The organism is Streptomyces sp. NPDC048604 (genome assembly GCF_043199435.1).
Lineage (GTDB): Bacteria > Actinomycetota > Actinomycetes > Streptomycetales > Streptomycetaceae > Streptomyces.
In genome coordinates, this window is sequence record NZ_JBICVX010000016.1 from 45,892 (window position 1) to 65,858 (window position 19,967).

At 73.9% G+C, this 19,967-nt stretch carries 16 protein-coding genes and 2 tRNA genes; 15 read left to right on the top strand and 3 right to left on the bottom strand.

Annotated elements, in window-relative coordinates; translation table 11 throughout:
- Positions 1–506: 506 nt before the first annotated feature.
- Entirely contained in the window at positions 507–1,379 is an 873-nt protein-coding gene (locus ACGFMM_RS28715) for a bifunctional DNA primase/polymerase (protein ID WP_393649466.1), read from the bottom strand.
- 370 nt (positions 1,380–1,749) lie between these two features.
- Between ACGFMM_RS28715 and ACGFMM_RS28720 the strand changes: the two genes are divergently transcribed.
- The 8 genes from ACGFMM_RS28720 (at position 1,750) to ACGFMM_RS28755 (ending at position 9,595) form a co-directional block, all read left to right on the top strand.
- The gene (locus tag ACGFMM_RS28720; protein WP_393649368.1) at positions 1,750–2,058 is read left to right on the top strand and encodes a hypothetical protein; all 309 of its coding nucleotides are present in this window, start codon (positions 1,750–1,752) and stop codon (positions 2,056–2,058) included.
- A gap of 140 nt (positions 2,059–2,198) precedes the next feature.
- Entirely contained in the window at positions 2,199–3,425 is a 1,227-nt protein-coding gene (locus ACGFMM_RS28725; RefSeq protein WP_393649369.1) for an acyl-CoA dehydrogenase family protein, read from the top strand.
- Entirely contained in the window at positions 3,422–4,378 is a 957-nt protein-coding gene (locus tag ACGFMM_RS28730) for a bifunctional MaoC family dehydratase N-terminal/OB-fold nucleic acid binding domain-containing protein (RefSeq protein WP_393649370.1), read from the top strand. Before ACGFMM_RS28725 ends, ACGFMM_RS28730 begins: the two co-directional genes overlap by 4 nt.
- A gap of 2 nt (positions 4,379–4,380) precedes the next feature.
- Positions 4,381–5,427 carry an acyl-CoA dehydrogenase family protein gene (locus ACGFMM_RS28735; protein WP_393649371.1) on the top strand — a complete coding sequence of 349 codons (1,047 nt, stop codon included), beginning with the start codon at positions 4,381–4,383 and terminating at the stop codon, positions 5,425–5,427.
- Between the two features lie 32 nt (positions 5,428–5,459).
- Positions 5,460–5,843 carry a MaoC family dehydratase gene (locus tag ACGFMM_RS28740; RefSeq protein WP_393649467.1) on the top strand — a complete coding sequence of 128 codons (384 nt, stop codon included), beginning with the start codon at positions 5,460–5,462 and terminating at the stop codon, positions 5,841–5,843.
- A complete protein-coding gene (locus tag ACGFMM_RS28745) occupies positions 5,840–7,009 on the top strand; it encodes a lipid-transfer protein (protein WP_393649372.1) in 1,170 nt (389 codons plus the stop codon). The genes ACGFMM_RS28740 and ACGFMM_RS28745 overlap by 4 nt, the downstream gene beginning before the upstream one ends.
- Before the next feature lie 213 nt (positions 7,010–7,222).
- The gene (locus ACGFMM_RS28750; RefSeq protein WP_393649373.1) at positions 7,223–7,789 is read left to right on the top strand and encodes a SigE family RNA polymerase sigma factor; all 567 of its coding nucleotides are present in this window, start codon (positions 7,223–7,225) and stop codon (positions 7,787–7,789) included.
- Positions 7,790–7,948: 159 nt separating this feature from the next.
- The gene (locus ACGFMM_RS28755) at positions 7,949–9,595 is read left to right on the top strand and encodes a long-chain fatty acid--CoA ligase (protein WP_393649374.1); all 1,647 of its coding nucleotides are present in this window, start codon (positions 7,949–7,951) and stop codon (positions 9,593–9,595) included.
- Between the two features lie 61 nt (positions 9,596–9,656).
- Here ACGFMM_RS28755 and ACGFMM_RS28760 read toward each other — a convergent pair whose 3' ends face one another.
- Positions 9,657–13,793: a PAS domain-containing protein gene (locus ACGFMM_RS28760; RefSeq protein WP_393649375.1), complete on the bottom strand. Its 4,137-nt coding sequence runs from the start codon at positions 13,791–13,793 to the stop codon at positions 9,657–9,659.
- A gap of 251 nt (positions 13,794–14,044) precedes the next feature.
- The gene (locus ACGFMM_RS28765; RefSeq protein WP_393649376.1) at positions 14,045–14,500 is read right to left on the bottom strand and encodes an SSI family serine proteinase inhibitor; all 456 of its coding nucleotides are present in this window, start codon (positions 14,498–14,500) and stop codon (positions 14,045–14,047) included.
- A gap of 197 nt (positions 14,501–14,697) precedes the next feature.
- On the opposite strand from ACGFMM_RS28765, the gene ACGFMM_RS28770 reads away from it, so the two are divergent.
- From ACGFMM_RS28770 to ACGFMM_RS28800, 7 genes are all read left to right on the top strand, one after another.
- Positions 14,698–14,788, top strand: a tRNA-Ser gene (locus tag ACGFMM_RS28770).
- A 173-nt stretch (positions 14,789–14,961) separates the two neighbouring features.
- Positions 14,962–15,034: transfer RNA gene (locus tag ACGFMM_RS28775), tRNA-Arg, on the top strand.
- Positions 15,035–15,353: 319 nt separating this feature from the next.
- Positions 15,354–16,082 (top strand): DUF2797 domain-containing protein, encoded by a 729-nt coding sequence (locus tag ACGFMM_RS28780; RefSeq protein WP_393649377.1) that lies wholly within the window; start codon positions 15,354–15,356, stop codon positions 16,080–16,082.
- A 109-nt stretch (positions 16,083–16,191) separates the two neighbouring features.
- A complete protein-coding gene (locus ACGFMM_RS28785) occupies positions 16,192–16,539 on the top strand; it encodes an antibiotic biosynthesis monooxygenase family protein (protein WP_393649378.1) in 348 nt (115 codons plus the stop codon).
- On the top strand, positions 16,529–17,431 hold the full coding sequence (locus ACGFMM_RS28790; protein ID WP_393649379.1) for an amidohydrolase family protein: 903 nt from the start codon (positions 16,529–16,531) through the stop codon (positions 17,429–17,431). Before ACGFMM_RS28785 ends, ACGFMM_RS28790 begins: the two co-directional genes overlap by 11 nt.
- 40 nt (positions 17,432–17,471) lie before the next feature.
- Positions 17,472–18,212 (top strand): response regulator transcription factor, encoded by a 741-nt coding sequence (locus tag ACGFMM_RS28795; protein WP_393649380.1) that lies wholly within the window; start codon positions 17,472–17,474, stop codon positions 18,210–18,212.
- Between the two features lie 75 nt (positions 18,213–18,287).
- The gene (locus tag ACGFMM_RS28800; RefSeq protein ID WP_393649381.1) at positions 18,288–19,949 is read left to right on the top strand and encodes a sensor histidine kinase; all 1,662 of its coding nucleotides are present in this window, start codon (positions 18,288–18,290) and stop codon (positions 19,947–19,949) included.
- Positions 19,950–19,967: the final 18 nt, after the last annotated feature.

Genomic DNA, 19,967 nt, shown 5'->3' on the forward strand with positions numbered 1-19,967 from the left:
GCGGTGTCTCCCACCCCTGCTCTCAAAACACCCCCCCCCCCCCCCCCCCCCGCCCCCCCCCCCCACCCCCCCCCCCCCCCCCCCCCCGCTTCCGTGTCCGTGCGCCGTGCTCGCACGCTTCTAGTCGTCGAACAACGGGCCCCGGGTGATCTGCCGGTGAAGTCGGTCGTCGAGGCAGCTCCGGTGGGCCCAGACGAACTGCGTGCACGGTTCCCCGGCCCGCGTGATCTCCAACGTGACGCCGTCACCGGAAGGGTCGATGTCGGTGGTTTCCATACAGAATGCGCAGCTCACTGGCTCCCCGAGGTTCATCCGGTGAATGTAGCCCGAGGCGTGGGCCCGGCGGCCGTGTGGTTGTCGGGCAAGCGTTTGAGGGCTGTGGGGGTGTCGTTCGTTCGGAGGGTTCTGTCACCCGGTTGCCGTACGGCCCTTTCGCGATGCAGCTCGTCGGGCAGTTTTCCCCCAGGCGGCACGGTCGGAGGGGCGCCCATTCCGGGGCGCAGCACTCAGGCGCGGGTCGTCAGGCGGGCCGCTGACGCCACCGTCGCACGGGCCTCCTCCTCCGTGAGGCCCGTGCGGACGGCCGCGACGATCAGCTGCTCGGTCAGGCTGTCGCCCAGGCCGTTCTCGTAGGCGCGGCAGGCGGCCCAGAACAGGCGGGTGTTGCGCTGGCCCTCGTGCGCCGCCAGGACGAAGTGGACCAGGCCCGCCCCGCGGGGCGGAGGCTCGTGCGGGGCGCCCGCCCGGTGGCGGGCGGGCCGCGGCGGGGCGATCAGGGCCAGGAGGGCCGGCGGGCAGGGCGCCGGGTCCAGGCGGGCGGCGCCCTCGGCGAGGCGGTACGCGCCGTGGGCGGTGACCGAGCCCGGGCCGACCAGGTAGCCGCCCGTACCGCGGATGTCGATGCCGGGCGCGAGCCGGCTCGCCGAGTTCGGGACCACCGTGTCCGGCGGGCCCGACAGCCACAGGTGCCGGCCGCCGCTCGGCGTGAGGACCGTGACCGTGGGCGGCAGCGTGAACAGGTGGCGCAGCGCGAGTTCGCGGAGCGCCGCCACCGCGTCCGTCTCGCCCTTCGTGTCCAGGTCGACGCCGATCAGGTGGTGCGGCGGCCGGCCGCAGGCGATGCCGTAGCCCGTCGCCCACGGCGCCGCCGCGAACAGGGCCCGGACGCCCGCCGGGTCGGCGGTCGCGTCGTGCACGCCGTGGCCGAGCAGGCCGCACTCGCCGCGGCAGCGGGCGGTGCCCGGGGCGTCGTCGTGGTGCGGGGAGCGCAGCGCCGGGAGCTTGGTGGGGGACAGGGGGATCACGGGGAGCCCGCGCTCCGCCGCGGACAGGGCGTGGGCGAGGGCCAGGGTGGCGGTCTGCCGGTCCGAGAAGGCCATGCCCCCAGTTTCGTACATGCGTTCGAAGATCGGTAGTCGCAGGGTCGGGGGAATGTCGATTTGTCGGGGAAGTGGGGGAATCCAGGGGAACCTTTCCTCTCCTGTGGCGACTCGGCGTCAGGTCGGTTTCGCGTTTCGTTTCGCCCTCTGCCTGCGGCTTCATTCATCAAGGACGTTTATCGACTTGTCCTCACGCTTGAGGGGGAATCGACCGCCCTGGGATGGTTCGCCGGGGATTCGCTGGGCAACTCTGGACTCGCGACGTCGTGAACAGCGAAGAACGACCGAGGCGGTCGGCCAACTGCCTTGGAAACAGCCGTACTTCTGCCGGTGCAGGCAGGTCTGCACCGCGTTTCTGGAGGAAATGAACATGACTGGCATCCGTACCGCCCGCGTCGTCGCCGCTGTCGCCGCCCTCCCCCTCGCCGTCGCGGTCTTCGGCGGCGTGGCCCAGGCCGACAACGGCGGCTTCGCGGACGACGGATCGAACACGAGCGTGGCCTCGATCGTCGGCAGCGGCGCGGGCGGCGACAACTTCGGCAACTCGACCACCAGCCAGCAGGTCGCCACCGGCTCCGGCGCCTCCAACCAGAGCAACAACGCCAGCGTGAACGGCTCCGCGTTCACCGCGATCGATCAGGACAACACCTCCGTGACGTTCTTCCCGCTGTGGTGGTGACCGGCCCGCGGGCCGTCGCCGTTGTGCGGGACGACGACGCGGGCCACTCGCGCCGGCACCTTGACAGGGCCCTCGTATCTGACGGACAGTCAGAAACCCTGACGTCCTGATCGGAGAGCGCATCCCGGGAGGCCCTCGCCGTGCACCTCGCCCCGACCGCACCGCAGCTCCGGCTGCGCGCCGAGCTCCGCGCGTACTTCGCCGTGCTCATGCCCGACGGCCCCCCGGACCCCCGCGACCCGGCCGCCCCCGAGGCCCAGCGCCGGCTGCTGCGCCGCATCGGCGCCGACGGCCTGCTCGGGCTCGGCTGGCCGGAGGAGTACGGCGGCCGGGGCCGCGGCCCCGACGAGCAGTTCGTGTTCTTCGACGAGGCGTACCGCGCCGGCGCGCCCGTCTCCATGGTCACCCTCAACACCGTCGGCCCGACCCTCATGAAGTACGGCACCGACGCGCAGAAGCAGTACTTCCTCCCCCGCATCCTGCGCGGCGAGCTCGTCTTCGCCATCGGCTACAGCGAGCCCGAGGCCGGCACCGACCTCGCCTCCCTGCGCACCCGGGCCGTCCGCGACGGTGGGGGCACCTCCCGCTCGAGCGAAGCCGGGAGCGGGGGAGACTGGCTCGTCGACGGGCAGAAGATCTTCACCTCCAACGCCCAGAACGCCGACTGGATCTGGCTCGCCTGCCGCACCGACCCGGACGCCGCCCCGCACCGCGGGATCTCCATCGTCCTCGTGCCCACCGACGCCCCGGGCTTCTCCTGGACGCCGATCGAGACCGTCGGCGGACAGACGACCACCGCCACGTACTACGACGCCGTCCGCGTCCCCGCCGGCAACCTCGTCGGCGCGGAGAACGGCGGCTGGGGGCTCATCACCAACCAGCTCAACCACGAGCGCGTCGCCCTCGCCGCCATCGGCATGCAGGCCGAGGACTTCTACGCCGCCGCCCTCGCCGCCGCCCGCGCCCCCGACCCCGTCACCGGCCGCCGCCGCATCGACGAGCCCTGGGTACGGGCCCGGGCCGCCGAGGCGCACGCCCGGCTCGCCGCCACCCGGCTGCTCAACTGGCGGCTGGTCGGCGACGTCGGCGCCGGCCGGCTGCTGCCCGGGGACGCGAGCGGGGTGAAGTTCGCGGGCACCGAGTCCGCGGTCGAGGTGTACCGGATCTGCCAGGAGATCGCCGGCGACGCGGGACTCGTCCGCGCCGGCTCCCCCGGCGCCTTCGGCGACGGCGCGCTCGGCGAGGGCGCGCTGGAGCGGATGAACCGCGCGGCCCAGATCAACACCTTCGGCGGCGGGGTCAGCGAGGTCCAGCGGGAACTCGTCGCCACCATGCGGCTCGGGATGCGGACGAGGGGGCGGCGATGAGCCGAGGTGACCACGACGATGCTTCTTCCGACCCGCTGTACGAGCGGCTCAAGACCTTCGAGGGCCGGGCCAACACCACCGGCGGGCGCGGCAAGGACCCCGTCAACGAGCCCATGATCCGGCACTGGTGCGAGGCCATGGGCGACGCCCACCCCGCGTACGCCGGCCCGGACGCCGTCGCGCCGCCGACCATGCTCCAGGCCTGGACGATGGGCGGCCTTTCCGGGCACGCCGGCCTCTCCTCCGCGTACGACGAGATGTCCGCCCTGCTCGACGCGGCGGGCTGCACCTCGATCGTCGCGACCGACTGCGAGCAGGAGTACCTGCGGCCGCTGCGCCCCGGGGACGTGATCACCTTCGACTCCCTGATCGAGTCCGTCTCGCCGCGCAAGACGACGAAACTCGGCACCGGGTACTTCGTCACGACCCGGATGGACGTCCGCGTCGACGGCGAACTCGCCGGCACGCACCGCTTCCGGGTGCTCAAGTACGCCCCTGCCCGTGCAGGCAGGAAGCCGGAGTCGAAACCGAAACCGGAGCCGGCGCCGCTTCGCCCCCGCCCCGTGATCAACCGCGACAACGCCGGCTTCTGGGAGGGCGTCGCCGAGCACCGGCTGTTCATTCAGCGCTGCACCGGCTGCCAAACCCTCCGTTTCCCGTGGCTGCCCGGCTGCAACGCCTGCGGCGGCCAGGACTGGGACACCGTCGAGGCGAGCGGGGACGGGACCGTCCACTCGTACGTCGTCATGCACCACCCGCCCTTCCCCGCGTTCGACCCCCCGTACGCGGTCGGGCTGATCGAGCTGGCGGAGGGCGTGCGGATGATCAGCAACGTCGTCGGAGCGCCGTACGACAAGGTGCGGATCGGCATGCCCGTACGGCTCGAATTCCAGCGGTACGACGAGGACTTGGAGCTCCCGGTGTTCCGGGCGCTGCCGGGGAGCGAGGGGTGACCATGGACTTCACGCCCACCGAGGAACAGACCGCGGCCCGGGAGCTGGCCGCACGGATCTTCGGCGACCTCGCCACGCCCGAACGGCTCGCCGCCGCCGGGACCGGCACGGACGCCGAGCTGTGGAAGGCGCTGTGCGCGGCCGGACTGCCCGCCGCCGTCGAGGAGCTGGGGCTGCTCGGCCTCGTCCTGATGCTGGAGGAGCAGGGACGGACCACCGCGCAGACGCCGTTCGCGGCGAGCGCCGTGTACGGGATCCTCGCCGTCGCCCGGCACGGCGCCGACGAGCAGCGTGCCCGGCTGCTGCCCGCGCTGCGCGACGGTTCGGCGATCGCGACGGGGGCCTTCCCCGTACCCGTGGACTTCTCCGGCGGCCGGCTCACCGGCGAGGTCCCCTGGGCGCCCTGGCTGCGGGACGCCACCCACGTCCTCGTACCGGACGAGGAACGCAACCTGTGGATCGTCCGCACCGCGGACGCGGTCGTCGAGCCCGTCGAGCTCACCGCCCCCTGGTCGGCCGGCCGGCTGCTCCTCGACAGCGCGCCCGGCGAACGGCTCGGCGACGGGCCCGGGGCGTACGAGGACGTGCTCGCCGTCGCCCGTATCGCCTTCGCCGGCCTCCAGGCGGGCGTCTGCGCGGGCTCCCTCGCCCGCGCGGTCGACCACGTCAACCGGCGCGAGCAGTTCGGCCGGCCGCTGGCCACCCGGCAGGGCGTCCAACTCCGGGCGGCGGACGCGTACATGGACACGGAGGCGATCCGGGTCACCGCGTACGAGGCGGCCTGGCGGTACGACGAGGGGCTGCCGTGCGCCGAGCAGGCGCTGACGGCGGCGTGGTGGGCGTCCGAGGCGGGCACGCGGGTCGTCCACGCCGGTCAGCACCTCCACGGCGGGGCGGGCGCGGACCTCGACCATCCGGTGCACCGGCACTTCCTGTGGGGCCGGCAGCTTGACGCGTACCTCGGCCCCGGGGCGGAACTGCTGCAGGAACTGGGCGAGTTGCTGGCCACCGACGACCATGCGACGACCGCGATCGGAGAGTCCTCATGAAGCCCGGCGACGAGCTGAAGCCCGGCGACGAGCTGAAGCCCGGCGACGAGCTGCCGCCCCTCGTCCTCCCCATCACCCGCACCCTGATCGTCGCCGGCGCGATCGCCTCCCGCGACTACCAGGACGTGCACCACGACGCCGAACTGGCCCGCGAGAAGGGCTCCCCGGACATCTTCATGAACATCCTGACCACCAACGGCCTGGTCGGCCGGTACGTCACCGACCGCCTCGGCCCCCGCGCCGTGCTCCGCAAGGTGGCGATCCGGCTCGGCGCGCCCAACCACCCCGGCGACACCATGACGCTGACCGGCACCGTCACCGAGGCCGACGGGGACACCGTCCAGGTGCGGATCGTCGGCGCCAACCGGCTCGGGAACCACGTCACCGGCACGGTCACCGTGGAGGTGCCGCGATGAGCCTGCGGCACAGGGACGCGCTCGGCGGGCGGGCGGCGATCGCCGGCATCGGGGCCACCGAGTTCTCCAAGGACTCCGGGCGCAGCGAGCTCAAGCTGGCCGTGGAGGCCGTCCACGCGGCCCTGGACGACGCCGGGCTCACCCCCGCCGACGTCGACGGCCTGGTCACCTTCACGATGGACACCAGCCCCGAGATCACCGTCGCGCAGGCGGCCGGCATCGGCGAGCTGTCCTTCTTCTCCCGCATCCACTACGGCGGCGGCGCCGCCTGCGCGACCGTCCAGCAGGCCGCCCTCGCCGTGGCGGCCGGCATCGCCGACGTCGTCGTCTGCTACCGGGCCTTCAACGAGCGCTCCGGCCGCCGCTTCGGCTCCGGGGTGCAGCGCCGCGAGCCGTCCGCCGAGGGTGCGGCACTCGGCTGGCAGCTGCCGTACGGGCTGCTCACGCCGGCGTCCTGGGTCGCGATGGCCGCGCAGCGATACCTGCACGCGTACGGGCTGACGCCGGAGGCGTTCGGGCACGTGGCAGTGACAGACCGGCGGTACGCGGCGACCAACCCGGCCGCGTACTTCCACGGCAAGCCGATCACGCTCGCCGACCACGCCGCCTCCCGCTGGATCGCCGAACCGCTGCGGCTGCTCGACTGCTGCCAGGAGACCGACGGCGGCCAGGCGCTGGTCGTCACCTCGGTCGAGCGGGCCCGCGACCTGCCGCAGCCGCCGGCCGTGGTCGTCGCGGCGGCGCAGGGGGCGGGGCGCAACCAGGAGGCGATGACCAGCTTCTACCGCGACGGTCTGACCGGGCTGCCGGAGTCGGCCGTGGTGGCCCGGCAGCTGTGGCGCACGTCGGGGCTCGGGCCCGGCGACATCGACGTCGGCATCCTGTACGACCACTTCACGCCGTTCGTGCTGATGCAGCTGGAGGAGTTCGGCTTCTGCGGCCCGGGCGAGGCGGCGGACTTCGTCGCGGCGGACGCGCTGCCGCTGAACACGCACGGCGGGCAGCTGGGGGAGGCGTACCTGCACGGCATGAACGGCATCGCGGAGGCGGTGCGGCAGGTGCGCGGCACCTCCGTGAACCAGGTCCCCGGCGCGGCCCACACCCTGGTGACCGCGGGCACCGGCGTGCCCACGTCGGGCCTCATTCTGGGACCGGACGGGACGTGAGCCGCGGGGGTCGGGCGGGGGCCGCGTACGGCGTCGGGCGGGGGCCGCGTACGGCGTCGGGCGGGGGCCGCTCCCCGTCCGACCCCGACGACCCTGACTCCGCCCTCCACCTTCAGGAGGTCCGGCCGTCCCCACCCCTACAACCTGAGGCGGATCCGGGTTCGGGACCTGGGGCCGATCCCCCGGTACGGCACCCGCTCCTAGCGTGGAGGCATGACTCCGCGACCCGGTCCCGTCTGCGCCGGGGCCTCCAAGCCCAAGCCCCATTCCGCCGCCGGACCCTCGGCCTACGCCTCGTTCTCGTCGTACGTACGAGCCCGGGGACCCGTGCTGCTGCGCACCGCCCGCTCGCTCACCGCGAACCCGAGCGACGCCGAGGACCTGCTGCAGACCGCGCTGGCCAAGACGTTCGTCGCCTGGGAGCGCATCGAGGACCACCGCGCCCTGGACGGCTACGTCCGCCGCGCCCTGGTGAACACCCGTACCTCGCAGTGGCGCAAGCGCAAGGTCGACGAGTTCGCCTGCGACGACGTGCCGGAGCCGCTCGGGCTGCCCGCGCCTGACCCGGCCGAGCAGCAGGTGCTGCACGACGCGATGTGGCGCGCGGTGATGAAGCTCCCCGACCGCCAGCGGGCGATGGTCGTCCTCAGGTATTACGAGGACCTCAGCGAGGCCCAGACGGCCGAGGTGCTCGGGGTGTCCGTCGGCACGGTGAAGAGCGCGGTCTCCCGGGCGCTGGGCAAGCTCCGCGAGGACCCGGAGCTGGCGCCGGTCCGCTGACGGACGCGGACGGGTACAGCTTGCCGCCCCGCACCACACAGCCAGCGATCACTGGCACTTCTCTCGTTTTCCCTGCTCCCGGGTAGTGACATACCGCGTGGTATGTGCGCAGAATCTGCACACCGTTTCAAGCCACGTAGCGCCCACCGGGAGGACGCCGTGCTGAGCACCATGCAGGACATACCGCTGACCGTTACCCGCATCTTCCAGCACGGGATGACGATCCACGGGAAGTCCACGATCACCACGTGGACCGGCGAGGCCGAGCCGCATCGCCGCTCCTTCGCCGAGGCCGGCGCCCGCGCCGCCCAGCTGGCGAACGCCCTGCGCGACGAGCTCGGCGTCCGGGACCACGACCGCGTGGCGACCCTGATGTGGAACAACGCCGAGCACGTGGAGGCGTACTTCGCCATCCCGTCCATGGGCGCGGTCCTGCACACCCTGAACCTCCGCCTCCCCGTCGAGCAGCTGGTCTGGATCGTCAACCACGCCGCCGACAAGGTCGTGCTCGTCAACGGCTCCCTGCTGCCGCTGCTCGCCCCGATCCTGCCGCACCTGCCGAGCGTCGAGCACGTCGTCGTCTCCGGCCCCGGCGACCGCTCCGTCCTGGACGGCGCGACGGCGCGCGTGCACGAGTACGAGGAGCTGATCGCCGGCCGCCCGACCGCGTACGCCTGGCCGGAGCTGGACGAACGCCGCGCCGCGGCCATGTGTTACACCTCCGGCACCACCGGCGACCCCAAGGGCGTCGTCTACTCGCACCGCTCGATCTACCTGCACTCCATGCAGGTCAACATGACCGAGTCGATGGGCCTGAACGACCGCGACACGACCCTCGTCGTCGTCCCGCAGTTCCACGTCAACGCCTGGGGCCTGCCGCACGCCACCTTCATGACCGGCATCAACATGCTGATGCCCGACCGCTTCCTGCAGCCCGCCCCGCTCGCCGAGATGATCGAGCGCGAGCAGCCCAGCCACGCCGCCGCCGTCCCCACCATCTGGCAGGGCCTGCTCGCCGAGGTCACCGCGAACAGCCGCGACATCTCCTGCATGAAGACCGTCACCATCGGAGGCGCGGCATGCCCGCCGGCCCTGATGGAGGCGTACGACAAGCTCGGCGTCCGGGTCGTCCACGCCTGGGGCATGACGGAGACCTCCCCGCTCGGCTCCGTCGGCCACCCGCCGGCCGGCCTCACCCCCGAGGAGGAGTGGCCGTACCGCGTCTCGCAGGGCCGCTTCCCGGCCGGCGTCGAGGCCCGGCTGATCTCCCCCGACGGCTCGGTGCTGCCCTGGGACGGCACGTCCGCCGGCGAGCTGGAGGTGCGCGGCAACTGGATCGCGGCCGCGTACTACGGCGGCACCGAGGGCGAACCGCTCGTCCCGGAGGACAAGTTCAGCCCGGACGGCTGGTTGCGCACCGGCGACGTCGGCGTGATCAGCGCGGACGGCTACCTCACGCTCACCGACCGGGCGAAGGACGTCATCAAGTCCGGCGGCGAGTGGATCTCCAGCGTCGAGCTGGAGAACGCGCTGATGGCCCACCCGGAGGTCGCCGAGGCGGCGGTCGTCGCGGTGCCGGACGACAAGTGGGGCGAGCGGCCGCTGGCGACCGTCGTCCTCAAGGACGGCGCGACGGCCGACTATCAGACGCTGCGGACGTTCCTCGGCGAGAGCATCGCCAAGTGGCAGCTGCCCGAGCGCTGGGCGCTGGTCCCGGCCGTGCCGAAGACGAGCGTCGGCAAGTTCGACAAGAAGGTGATCCGGAAGCAGTACGCGGACGGGGAGCTGGACGTCACGACGCTGTAGGAAGCGCAGTACGTACGAGGGGGTTCACTGTCCGGGACGGTGAACCCCCTTCGCGCTGAGCTCAGTTCGTGCCGATTTTCGCCAGCAGGTCGACGATCCGGGCCTGGACCTCGTCGCTCGTGGACCGCTCCGCCAGGAAGAGCACGGTCTCGCCCGAGGACAGCTTCGGCAGCTCCTCCTCGTCGAGCCCGGCGGACGTGTAGACGACCAGCGGAGTGCGGTTCAACTGGCCGTTGGCGCGCAGCCAGTCGATGATCCCGGCGCGCCGGCGGCGCACCTGCATCAGGTCCATCACCACGAGGTTCGGCCGGGTCTGCGTCGCCAGCGCGACCGCGTCGGTGTCCGCGGCGGCCCGCGCCACCTGCATCCCACGCCGTTCGAGGGTCGCCGTCAGCGCGTGCGCGATGTCGTCGTGCTCCTCGATGAGCAGCACGCGGGACGGGTGCTGCTCGCTGTCGCGCGGCGCGAGCGCCTTGAGCAGGACGGCGGGATCGGCGCCGTACGCGGCCTCCCGCGTCGCCTGCCCGAGCCCGGCCGCCAGCAGCACCGGCACCTCGGCCGCGACGGCCGCCTGACGCAGCGACTGGAGCGCGGTACGGGTGATGGGGCCGGTCAGCGGGTCGACGAACAGCGCGGCCGGGAAGGCGGCGATCTGCGCGTCGACCTCCTCGCGGGAGTGCACGATCACCGGCCGGTAGCCGCGGTCGCTCAGCGCCTGCTGCGTGGCGACGTCCGGCGCGGGCCAGACGAGCAGCCGGCGCGGATTGTCGAGCGGCTCCGGCGGCAGCTCGTCGTCGACGGGCTGCGGGGCCGGCTGGTTGGCGATCTCGACCGCGCCGCCGGGCCCGTCCAGCGGCTCGGGGCCCTCGTCGGCGTCCTCGTCGGGCGCCCCTATGGCGTAGGAGCGGCCCTCCGCGGGCGGAATCAGCTTGGGCGGCGGCACGGGCTGCGGGGCGGCCGGGGCCTTGGCCGCGGGGGCCGGCGGCTCGGCGGCGGGCAGCGGCAGGGGACGGTCGTCCGCGGGCGGGGTCGCCAGCTTGCGGCGGCGGCCGGAGCCGTTCTGCTGCGTGGCGATCTGCTGCGCGAACGGCACGCCCTGGCCGAGGGTGCGCACGCTGAACGCCCGCCCCTGCGTGGTCTCGCCGGCCGGGGCCTCCGCGGGGAGCGGCTGCGCGGCGCGGGCGGCGGCGGGCGGCATGGGCAGCTCGGGCGGCAGCGGTACGGAACCGGTGCCGCTCTCCTGCACGGTGGGCGTGGCTGCGGGCGTGGGCGTCGCCGTGGCCGCGCGGCGGCGGCCGGAGGGCAGCGGGTGCGGCTGCGGCGGGGTGTGGTCCGCGTCGGGCTCGTCGCGCGCGGCGTCGTGCCGGCCCTCGTCCTCCGCGTCCTGCCGGTCCGCCTCGGCGGGCGGCAGCGCGAACGGCGCCCGCGCCTCCTCGCCCTCGGCCGTCGCCCCGCCGAGCGCCCGACGCCGCCGCCCGGTGGGGCGCGAGGCGTCGGTGCCGTGCGGCGGGGTGCCGTCGGCGGGAGCCGGGGCATCGGAGTCGGGGTGGCCGTGGGCGGCCACGGGCACGAGCCCGACGGCGGTGCCCGGCACGCCGGTTGCCGCCGCGACGGCTGCGCCGTCGGGCACGCCGTGGGCGGGCGGCATGGGCACCCGGGGGTCGGACGGGGTGGGCACCCTCGGGTCGGGCGCGGTGGGGACCGGTCCGGTGGGCATCGCGGCGGCGGCCGGGGCCGGTACACCGGCCGGCACGCCGGCGGCGGGCGTCGAGCTGCCGACGGCGCCCAAGGGCACGGGACCCGTGGGCACCCCGCCTGTGGGAGCCGGCAGGCCCGTCGGGGGCGGCACGGCCGCGCCCTGTGCGCCGACGGGCGTCAGCCCGACGCCCGGGCCCGGTACGCCCGTTGCCGGCGTACCGGCAGCAGGCAGAGCGGGGACGCCGGACGTCGGGGCCGGGACCTGGGTCGCGTGGGGGCCCTCCGGGCCGCTCCGGGCGGTGGCCGGGGGCAGCGCTGCGGGGCCGGGGGCGTTCGACGGGGCGGCGGACGGCAGGGCCGGGAGCGCCTCCGGGGCCGCGCGGCGGGCGCGGCGGCCGGAGCGGGTCGCGGGGACGGCCGCGGCGTCCGCCGGGACGCCCTGCGGCGGCACGGTGTCGCCGAGCGCGGGCCGCGCCTGGGCGCCCTCCGCCGCCGTCACCACGGCGCCCTCGGCCGGACGGCCGCGCCGGCGCCCCGTGGGCTCGACCGCGCCGGCGTTCTGGGCCGGGATCAGTTCGGCGGCCGCGGGTGCCTCCTCCGTACGGCCACGGCGACGCCCGCTCGGCTCGACGACGGCCACACCGGTACCGACGCCGACGCCGACGCCGACGCCAGTGCCGGTACCGACATCGCCGGCCGGGCCGTCCTCCGGAGCCATCGGGCTCTCCAGGAACGCGTCGGTGGACGACCGCCGGGCGCGCCGCCGCCCGCCGCCGGTGGTGTCGCCGCTCTGCTGCGCGGGCAGCGCGGGGGCGGCGTCGGGCTCCTCGGCGACGGGTACCGGCGCGACCATGCCGCGCCCGGCGCCGATCGGCACCTCCAGCACGTACGCGCTGCCGCTCATCCCCGGCACCTCGTGGGTCTGCAGCACCCCGCCGTGGGCGGCCACGATCCCGCGCACGACGGGCTGGTGCACGGCGTCGCCCCCGGCGGACGGCCCGCGCACCTCGATGCGCACGACGTCGCCGCGCTGCGCGGCCGCGACCACGATGGTCGAGTCGACGTAGCCGCCGCCCGGGACCGGGGTCACCTTCGCCTTGCCGGTCGCGTCGACGCCGGCGACGTCCGCGACGAGATGCGCGAGCGCGGTGATCAGACGCGGCGCGTCCACCTCCGCCTCGATCGGCGGCGCGTGCACCGCGAACTGCGCCCGGCCGGGGCCGATGAGCTCGACCGCGCCGTCGATGCCGGCGGTCACGACGCCGTCGAGCAGCGCCGGCGCCTTGGCCAGCGCGTCGGCGCCGCTGTTCAGCCTCTGGTATCCGAGGACGTTGTCGACGAGCGTGGTCATCCGGCCGTAGCCCGCGGCGAGATGGTGCAGCAGCTGGTTGGCCTCGGGCCACAGCTGGCCGGCGTCGTCCGCGGCCAGACCCGAGAGCTCGGCGCGCAGGTCCTCCAGCGGGCCGCGCAGCGACTCGTCGAGAAGGGCGGTCAGCTGCTTCTGCCGGGACGCCAGCTCGGTGTGCCGCTTCTCCAGCTCCTCCAGCCGCTCCTGCCGCTCGGCCAGCTCCTTGGCGTACCGCTCCTCGCGCTCGGCGAGCTCCGCGGCGTACCGCTCGTCCCGCTCGCTCAGCTCGGCGGCGTGCCGCTCCTCGCGCCGGGTGAGTTCGGAGGCGCGCTCCTCCTCCAGCTGTTCGTACGGCCGCCGGTCGGTGAAGGTCATGACCGCGCCGACGAGCTGGTCGCCGTCGCGGACGGGCGCGGTGGTGAGGTCGACGGGGACCTTCGAACCGTCCTTCGCCCACAGCACCTGGCCGCGGACCCGGTGCTTGCGGCCGGACCGGAGCGTGTCGGCGAGCGGCGACTCGGCGTACGGGAACGGTTCGCCGTCCGGCCGCGAGTGCAGGATCAGCGGGTGCAGCTCCTTGCCGCCCAGGTCGCCGGCGCGGAAGCCCAGTATCTGGGCGGCGGCCGGGTTGACCAGGACGACACGGCCGTCGGTGTCGGTGCCGACGACGCCCTCGGACGCGGCGCGCAGGATCATCTCGGTCTGCCGCTGCGACCGGGCCAGTTCGACCTCGGTGTCGACGGTGCCGGTGAGATCGCGGACGACGAGCATCAGCAGCTCGTCGCCGGTGTAGGACGAGTACGACGAGTCGTACGCCTCGCGGCCGTCCTCCAGGCTCGCGCTGGTCACCTCGACCGGGAACTCGCTGCCGTCGGTGCGGCGCGCGACCATCCGGGCGGGCCTCGTCCGGCCGTGGTCGTCCGCGGGGTCGGGGCGGCGCATGGAGCCCGGGATGAGCCGGGAGTCGAACTCGGGCAGCAGATCGAGCAGACCGCGGCCGACGAGCGCGGTGCCGGGGGACTCGAAGAGCCCGAGCGCGATGGTGTTGGCGTTGACGACCGTGCCGTTGCAGTTGACCAGCACCAGGCCGTCGGGGAGGGCGTCGAGTATCGCTGCGAGGCGAGCAGCGCCTCGGGATGGCCTGCTGCTCACGACGACGGTTCCTCCCTGACCACTGCCTTGCCCCTGCAGACGGGCGGGGCCCCCATCTTGCCCCGCGGACCTCAGCCTGTCACTGCAGGAGTCTAAGGGCTGGGACGTCGGCCGCGACGGCGGATGCGGGGGAGCACTTCGCAAGGTTGTGTGCGGCCGGCGTACGGCATGGGCACATGATCCGCACGCTGACCTGCGGATCCGCGCGGTGTGCGCCCCCCGGAGGGGCCCCGCCGGGCGCCCGTCGGGTTTCAGCGGCGCACGCTGGGGAGCACGGGCTCCAGGTTCTGCCACCGTGCGATCTCGCAGCCGTCGGTCCGGCTGAAGCGGGCGTCGACGCTGCGGCCCTGCCAGGTGCCGGTGATCCGCGCGACGGCCGGGCCGCCGTGCTGCATCGTGCACATGCGCCCGTCGGCGGGCGCGGCGAACGGGTCCCCGCCCGCACGGTCGAGCTGCCCGAGCCGGGCGCAGGCGTCCTCGGCGGCGGGGTGGTTGCCGCTCGCCCCGGCGGCGCCGCACTCCAGCTCGAAGGTCCCGTTGGCGGCGGGGTCGGCGCTCTTGGAGACGGTGACGGTGAGGCGGTCGGGGGTGGACGACAGCAACGGCAGCGGCGGCAGCCCGGACAGCACGGGGAGCGCGCCGGCGGCCGGCGCGGCGGAGAGGGCGAGGGCGGCGGTGGCCGTGGTGAGGACGAGGCGGCGCAGCATGCGAACTCCCGGGAGGTGCGGAGGGTGCGAGGGTGAGGGCCCCGACTGCTCTAACGCTCCGCACGCCCGGTCGTTGCGCAAGCGCAGGGCTTTGCCCTGCGGCCGCGCGGCCTAGTACGGTGGGAACCGATTGGTGACACCCGGCTCGGCTGTGTCATCATCTGCACGCACCACCCGCGCCCGCGCGAGTGCGTGAAGGAGGCGTCGCCTAGTCCGGTCTATGGCGCCGCACTGCTAATGCGGTTTGGGCCTTAAAGCCCATCGAGGGTTCAAATCCCTCCGCCTCCGCCCCACAGGAAGCCCCGGCCCCACGGCCGGGGCTTCCGCCGTTCCTGGGACGTTTCCGCAGGTCACAACGGGTGTACCTAATGGATTTCACATGGCGGCGGCAGTCATGTAATGTTCTTCCTGTCGCCGCGAGCGGGCCGAAAGGCCGGGGAGCGAAGACAACAACAGAACAAGCACTCGTAGCTTAACGGATAGAGCATCTGACTACGGATCAGAAGGTTGCAGGTTCGAATCCTGCCGAGTGCACACAGGTGAGAGGCCCGGACGAGAGTCCGGGCCTCTTGCGTTGTTGTGCGCATTGCCTCCGTGTAACAGGGCCGGGCCGGACACTCCTTCGGCGGGACGGGGCCGGGGTGGTCGGTTTTGGTTCGGGGGGTTGAGGTTGGACCATCGGGGTGTGAGTTCGCCGTATCGATCCGCTGCCGGTTCCTCCGTGCCCACCTGGCGTTGTGACGGGCTGCGGTGGGACGCGGACGGGCCCGTTCTGCGGTGGGTCGGGGGGCGGGTTTCGCGGCTGGGTTACGGGCAGGCCGTGGTCGTTCGGGGGGTCGGGCGGCGGGGGTGTGTGGGGGCTCGGGGGAATCCCTGTCCCTTGGGCGCCGGGGTTTCCGCGTCCTCCACCGGGGGGCGGTGTGGCGAGTGTGCGCGGCTTGAGCGGGTGCATTCCGTTGCCGCGGACACGTTCGTCGACGATCCGCGGGTCTATCGGGTGTACCTCGCCTGGTTCGGGCCCGGGATGGTGAAGGTGGGGATCACCGCCGAGGAGCGCGGGGCCGCGCGGTTGCTGGAGCAGGGGGCCGTCGCCTTCTGCTGGCTCGGGCGGGGGGCGCTGATGGCGGCCCGGAGGACCGAGGAAGTGCTGCGGCAGGCGCTGTCGGTGCCGGACCGGGTGCCGTACGCCCGCAAGCGGGCGGTGCGGCATGCGCTGCCGGGGGCCGAGGTGCGGGGGCGGGAGGTCGAGGACCTGTACCGGCTCGCCCGTGCCGTGCCCCGGTGGGGGGAGACCCTGGAGGCCGTGGAGTTCGCCGCGTACGACCATGGGGCCGTGTTCGGGCTCGACGGTCTGCCCGCGCCGTCCGGTGTCGTCGCCGGGCTCGTCGACGGCGGGGTCGTCGCCGGGCGGCTGCTCGCCGCCGCCGGGCCCGATCTGCATCTGCTCGCCGGCGACGGGCGGTGTCTGGTGCTCGACACCCGGCTGCTCAGCGGCTGGGAACTCGCCTCCGCTCCCGCCGACGCGGACGTCACCGTGCCCGTGCTGCGGGCCGCCGTGGGGGAGCAGGGCGGGCTGTTCTGAGGGGCGGAGCGTGCGGGGCGAGGGCGGCCGGAGCCCGAAGGTAAAGGGATGGATCCCTTTTGGATGCTGCCCTGGACAGGCCCGTTTCCCGCCGCGCATCGTGATCCACATGACCCACACTCTCGTCTCCGGGCTCGAACCGCCCTACTACACCGCTGTCTTCACCTCCGTCCGGCCCGAGCACCCCGAGGGGTACGCCGAGACCGTCGAGCGGATGCACAAGCGCGTCCAGGACGTGCCGGGGTTCCTCGGGTACGAGTCCGCCCGGACGCCCGGCGGGATCGGGATCACCGTCGCCTACTTCCGGGACCTGGAGTCGCTGAGCGCCTGGCGGGACGACGCCGAGCACCGTGCCGCGAAGGCGCACGGCCGCGAGCACTGGTACGAGCGGTACAGCGTGCACATCGGGCGCGTCGAGCAGAGCTACTCCTACGACCGCGCCGCCGATGAGCACTGATCCTGTCGCCTTCGCCCGGGCGCTCGGGCTGCCCGGGCTCGTCGACGTGCACACGCACTTCATGCCGCAGAACGTGCTCGACAAGGTCTGGGCGTACTTCGACTCCGTCGGGCCGCTCACCGGCGTCGCCTGGCCCATCGCCTACCGCGAGGAGGAGGACCGCCGGGTCGACCTGCTGCGCGGGTTCGGCGTGCGGGCGTTCACGGCCATGCTCTACCCGCACAAGCCCGGCATGGCCCGCTGGCTCAACGAGTGGGCGGCCGGCTTCGCCGCGCGGACCCCCGACTGCCTCCACACCGCCACCTTCCATCCCGAGGCCGGCGCCCCCGCCTATGTGCGGGAGGCGATCGACGCCGGGGCGCGGGTGTTCAAGGTGCACCTTCAGGTGGGGGACTTCGACCCGAACGACGAAAGCCTCCGTGAGGTCTGGGGGGAGCTCTCCGACGCCGGCCTGCCCGTCGTCGTCCACTGCGGTTCCGGGCCCGCGCCCGGGCGGTACACCGGGCCGGAGCCCATGCGGCGGCTGCTCGCGCGGCATCCCCGGCTCAAGGTGATCGTCGCGCACATGGGGATGCCGGAGTACGCCGACTTCCTCGGGCTCGCCGAGCGGTACGACGGGGTGCATCTCGACACCACGATGGCCTTCACGGACTTCGCCGAGCGGCTCGCGCCGTTTCCCGCGGCCACCGGGCTCAAGCGGCTGCTCGACCTCGGGGACCGCGTCCTGCTCGGTTCCGACTTTCCGAACATCCCCTACCCCTACGGGCACCAGCTCGCCGCCCTCGCCCGTCTCGACCTGGGGGACGACTGGCTGCGCGGTGTCTGCCACGACAACGCGGCCCGCCTCTTCGGGCTTCCGCTTCCGTCGGTTTCTCAGGGAATTCACAGATAGCGCCAAGGACGCTCTCAGCACCCCCGAAGAGCGTGGTCCCATGACCGCCACGACGCCCCGGGGGCGAACCGACATGCTCAGACCGGACGGTACGGCCGTACGCGTGCTCGTCGTCGACGACGAGGCGTCGCTCACCGAACTGCTCTCCATGGCCCTGCGCTACGAGGGCTGGGAGGTGCACAGCGTCGGCGACGGCGCCTCGGCGCTCCGCACCGCGCGCGAGTTCCGGCCGGACGCCGTGCTGCTCGACGTGATGCTGCCGGACATGGACGGGCTCGCCGTCCTCGGCCGGCTGCGCCGCGAACTGCCCGACGTGCCGGTGCTGTTCCTCACCGCGAAGGACGCCGTGGAGGACCGGATCGCCGGGCTCACCGCCGGCGGCGACGACTACGTCACCAAGCCGTTCAGCCTGGAGGAGGTCGTCGCCCGGCTGCGCGGCCTGATCCGGCGTTCCGGCGCGGCGGTGGCCGCCCGCGACGACTCCGTCCTCGTCGTCGGCGACCTGCGGCTCGACGAGGACAGCCACGACGTGTCCCGCGGCGACGAGCCGATCCACCTGACCGCGACCGAGTTCGAGCTGCTGCGGTATCTGATGCGCAACCCGCGGCGGGTGCTCAGCAAGGCGCAGATCCTGGACCGGGTGTGGTCCTACGACTTCGGGGGCCAGGCCAACGTCGTCGAGCTGTACATCTCCTATCTGCGGCGGAAGATCGACGCCGGACGGGCGCCGATGATCCACACGCGGCGCGGGGCCGGGTATCTCATCAAGCCCGCGGAGTAGCAGGTGAGCGGGGTGCGTGCGGGGAGATCGGTGCGAGGTGGGAGTGCGGGGAGCGCGGTGCGAGCGGGGACAGGGGTGCGAGCGGTCCTCGGGCGTTTTCGGGGGCCCCTGTCCCTGCGGACGCGGCTCGTCGTCTCCGCCGTCGTCCTGATCGCCGTGGTCGCCGCCGTGATCGGCACGGTGACCACGATCGCGTTCCGGTCGTACCTGTACGACCAGGCCGACGGCCGGCTGGGGGAGGTGGCCGGACGGGCCGCCGGGCCGCCGCCCGTCGCGATGCTCCCGGACCCGGGCAGCGGCGTGCCGGGGTTCGACGGGCTGCGGCAGAAGGACCCGATGGGCTTCCTCAGCGGTCCCGGCGCCCCGCTCGGCACGCTCGGCGCGCTGCTCCTGGACGGGGAGCTGCGCACCGCCGCGGTCTCCAGCGAGGTCGCGGACGACGAGGAGCGCCCCCGCTACCGGCTGCGCGCCCTGGACGAGGCGCAGCGCACCGCGCTCGACGACGTCCCCCGCGACGGCGAGCCGCACACCGCCGAGCTGCCCGGGCTCGGCTCCTACCGCATCGCGTACGCGGTCGGGGCGCACGGCGAGTACCTCGTGGGCATCCCGATCGCCGAGGTCGAGGACGCGCTGTCCACGCTGATCGTGGTCGAGCTGAGCGTCACCGGCGCCGGACTCGTCGCCGCCTCCCTGGCCGGCACCGCCCTCGTACGCATCGCACTCCGGCCTCTCAGAAGAGTCGCTGCCACCGCCACCCAGGTCGCCGAACTCCCCCTGCACAGCGGCGAACCGGCCCTGCACCAGCGGGTGCCGGAGGCCGATCCGCGCACCGAGGTCGGGCAGGTCGGCGCGGCCATCAACCGGATGCTCGACCACGTCGACGCGGCCCTGAACGCCCGGCAGCAGAGCGAGACGCGGGTCCGGCGGTTCGTCGCCGACGCCAGCCACGAGCTGCGCACGCCGCTCGCCTCGATCCGCGGGTACGCGGAGCTGACCCGGCGCGGCCCGGAGGAGTGCGGGCCCGACACCCGGCACGCGCTGGGCCGGATCGAGTCGGAGGCCGTCCGGATGACCGGGCTGGTGGAGGACCTGCTGCTGCTCGCCCGGCTGGACGCCGGCCGCCCGCTCGATCTGCGGGACACCGATCTGGCGTCGCTGGTCGTGGACGCGGTGAGCGACGCGCGTGCGGCCGGGCCGGACCACGGCTGGCGCCTCGAACTGCCTGCGGGGCCGGCGGAGTACGCCGTTCCGGACGAGTCCACGGGGCACCCCGAGTCCCCTGAGTCCACCGGGCCCCCCAAGCCCCCTGAGTCCCCCGACTCCCTCTCCCCCGTCACCGTCCACGGTGACGCCGCCCGGCTGCACCAAGTCCTGCTCAACCTGCTCGGCAACGCCCGCGCCCACACGCCGCCCGGGACCAAGGTGACCGCGCGGCTGCGGACCGAGGGGGCGTGGGCGGTGGTCGACGTGGAGGACGAGGGGCCGGGCGTGCCGGCCGAGTTGCTGCCGCACGTGTTCGAGCGGTTCGCCCGCGGCGACGCCTCCCGGTCCCGGCACGCCGGTTCCACCGGGCTCGGGCTGTCGATCGTGCGGGCCGTCGTCGCCGCGCACGGCGGCGAGGCGACGGTCGAGTCAGTCCCCGGGCGGACGACGTTCTCCGTGCGGCTGCCCAGGACGCCCAGGACGCCGGAGGATCGCAGCTCACAGCCGGTGCACAGCCTCATCACACAGGTGTGACAGCGGGCCCCGGAACCG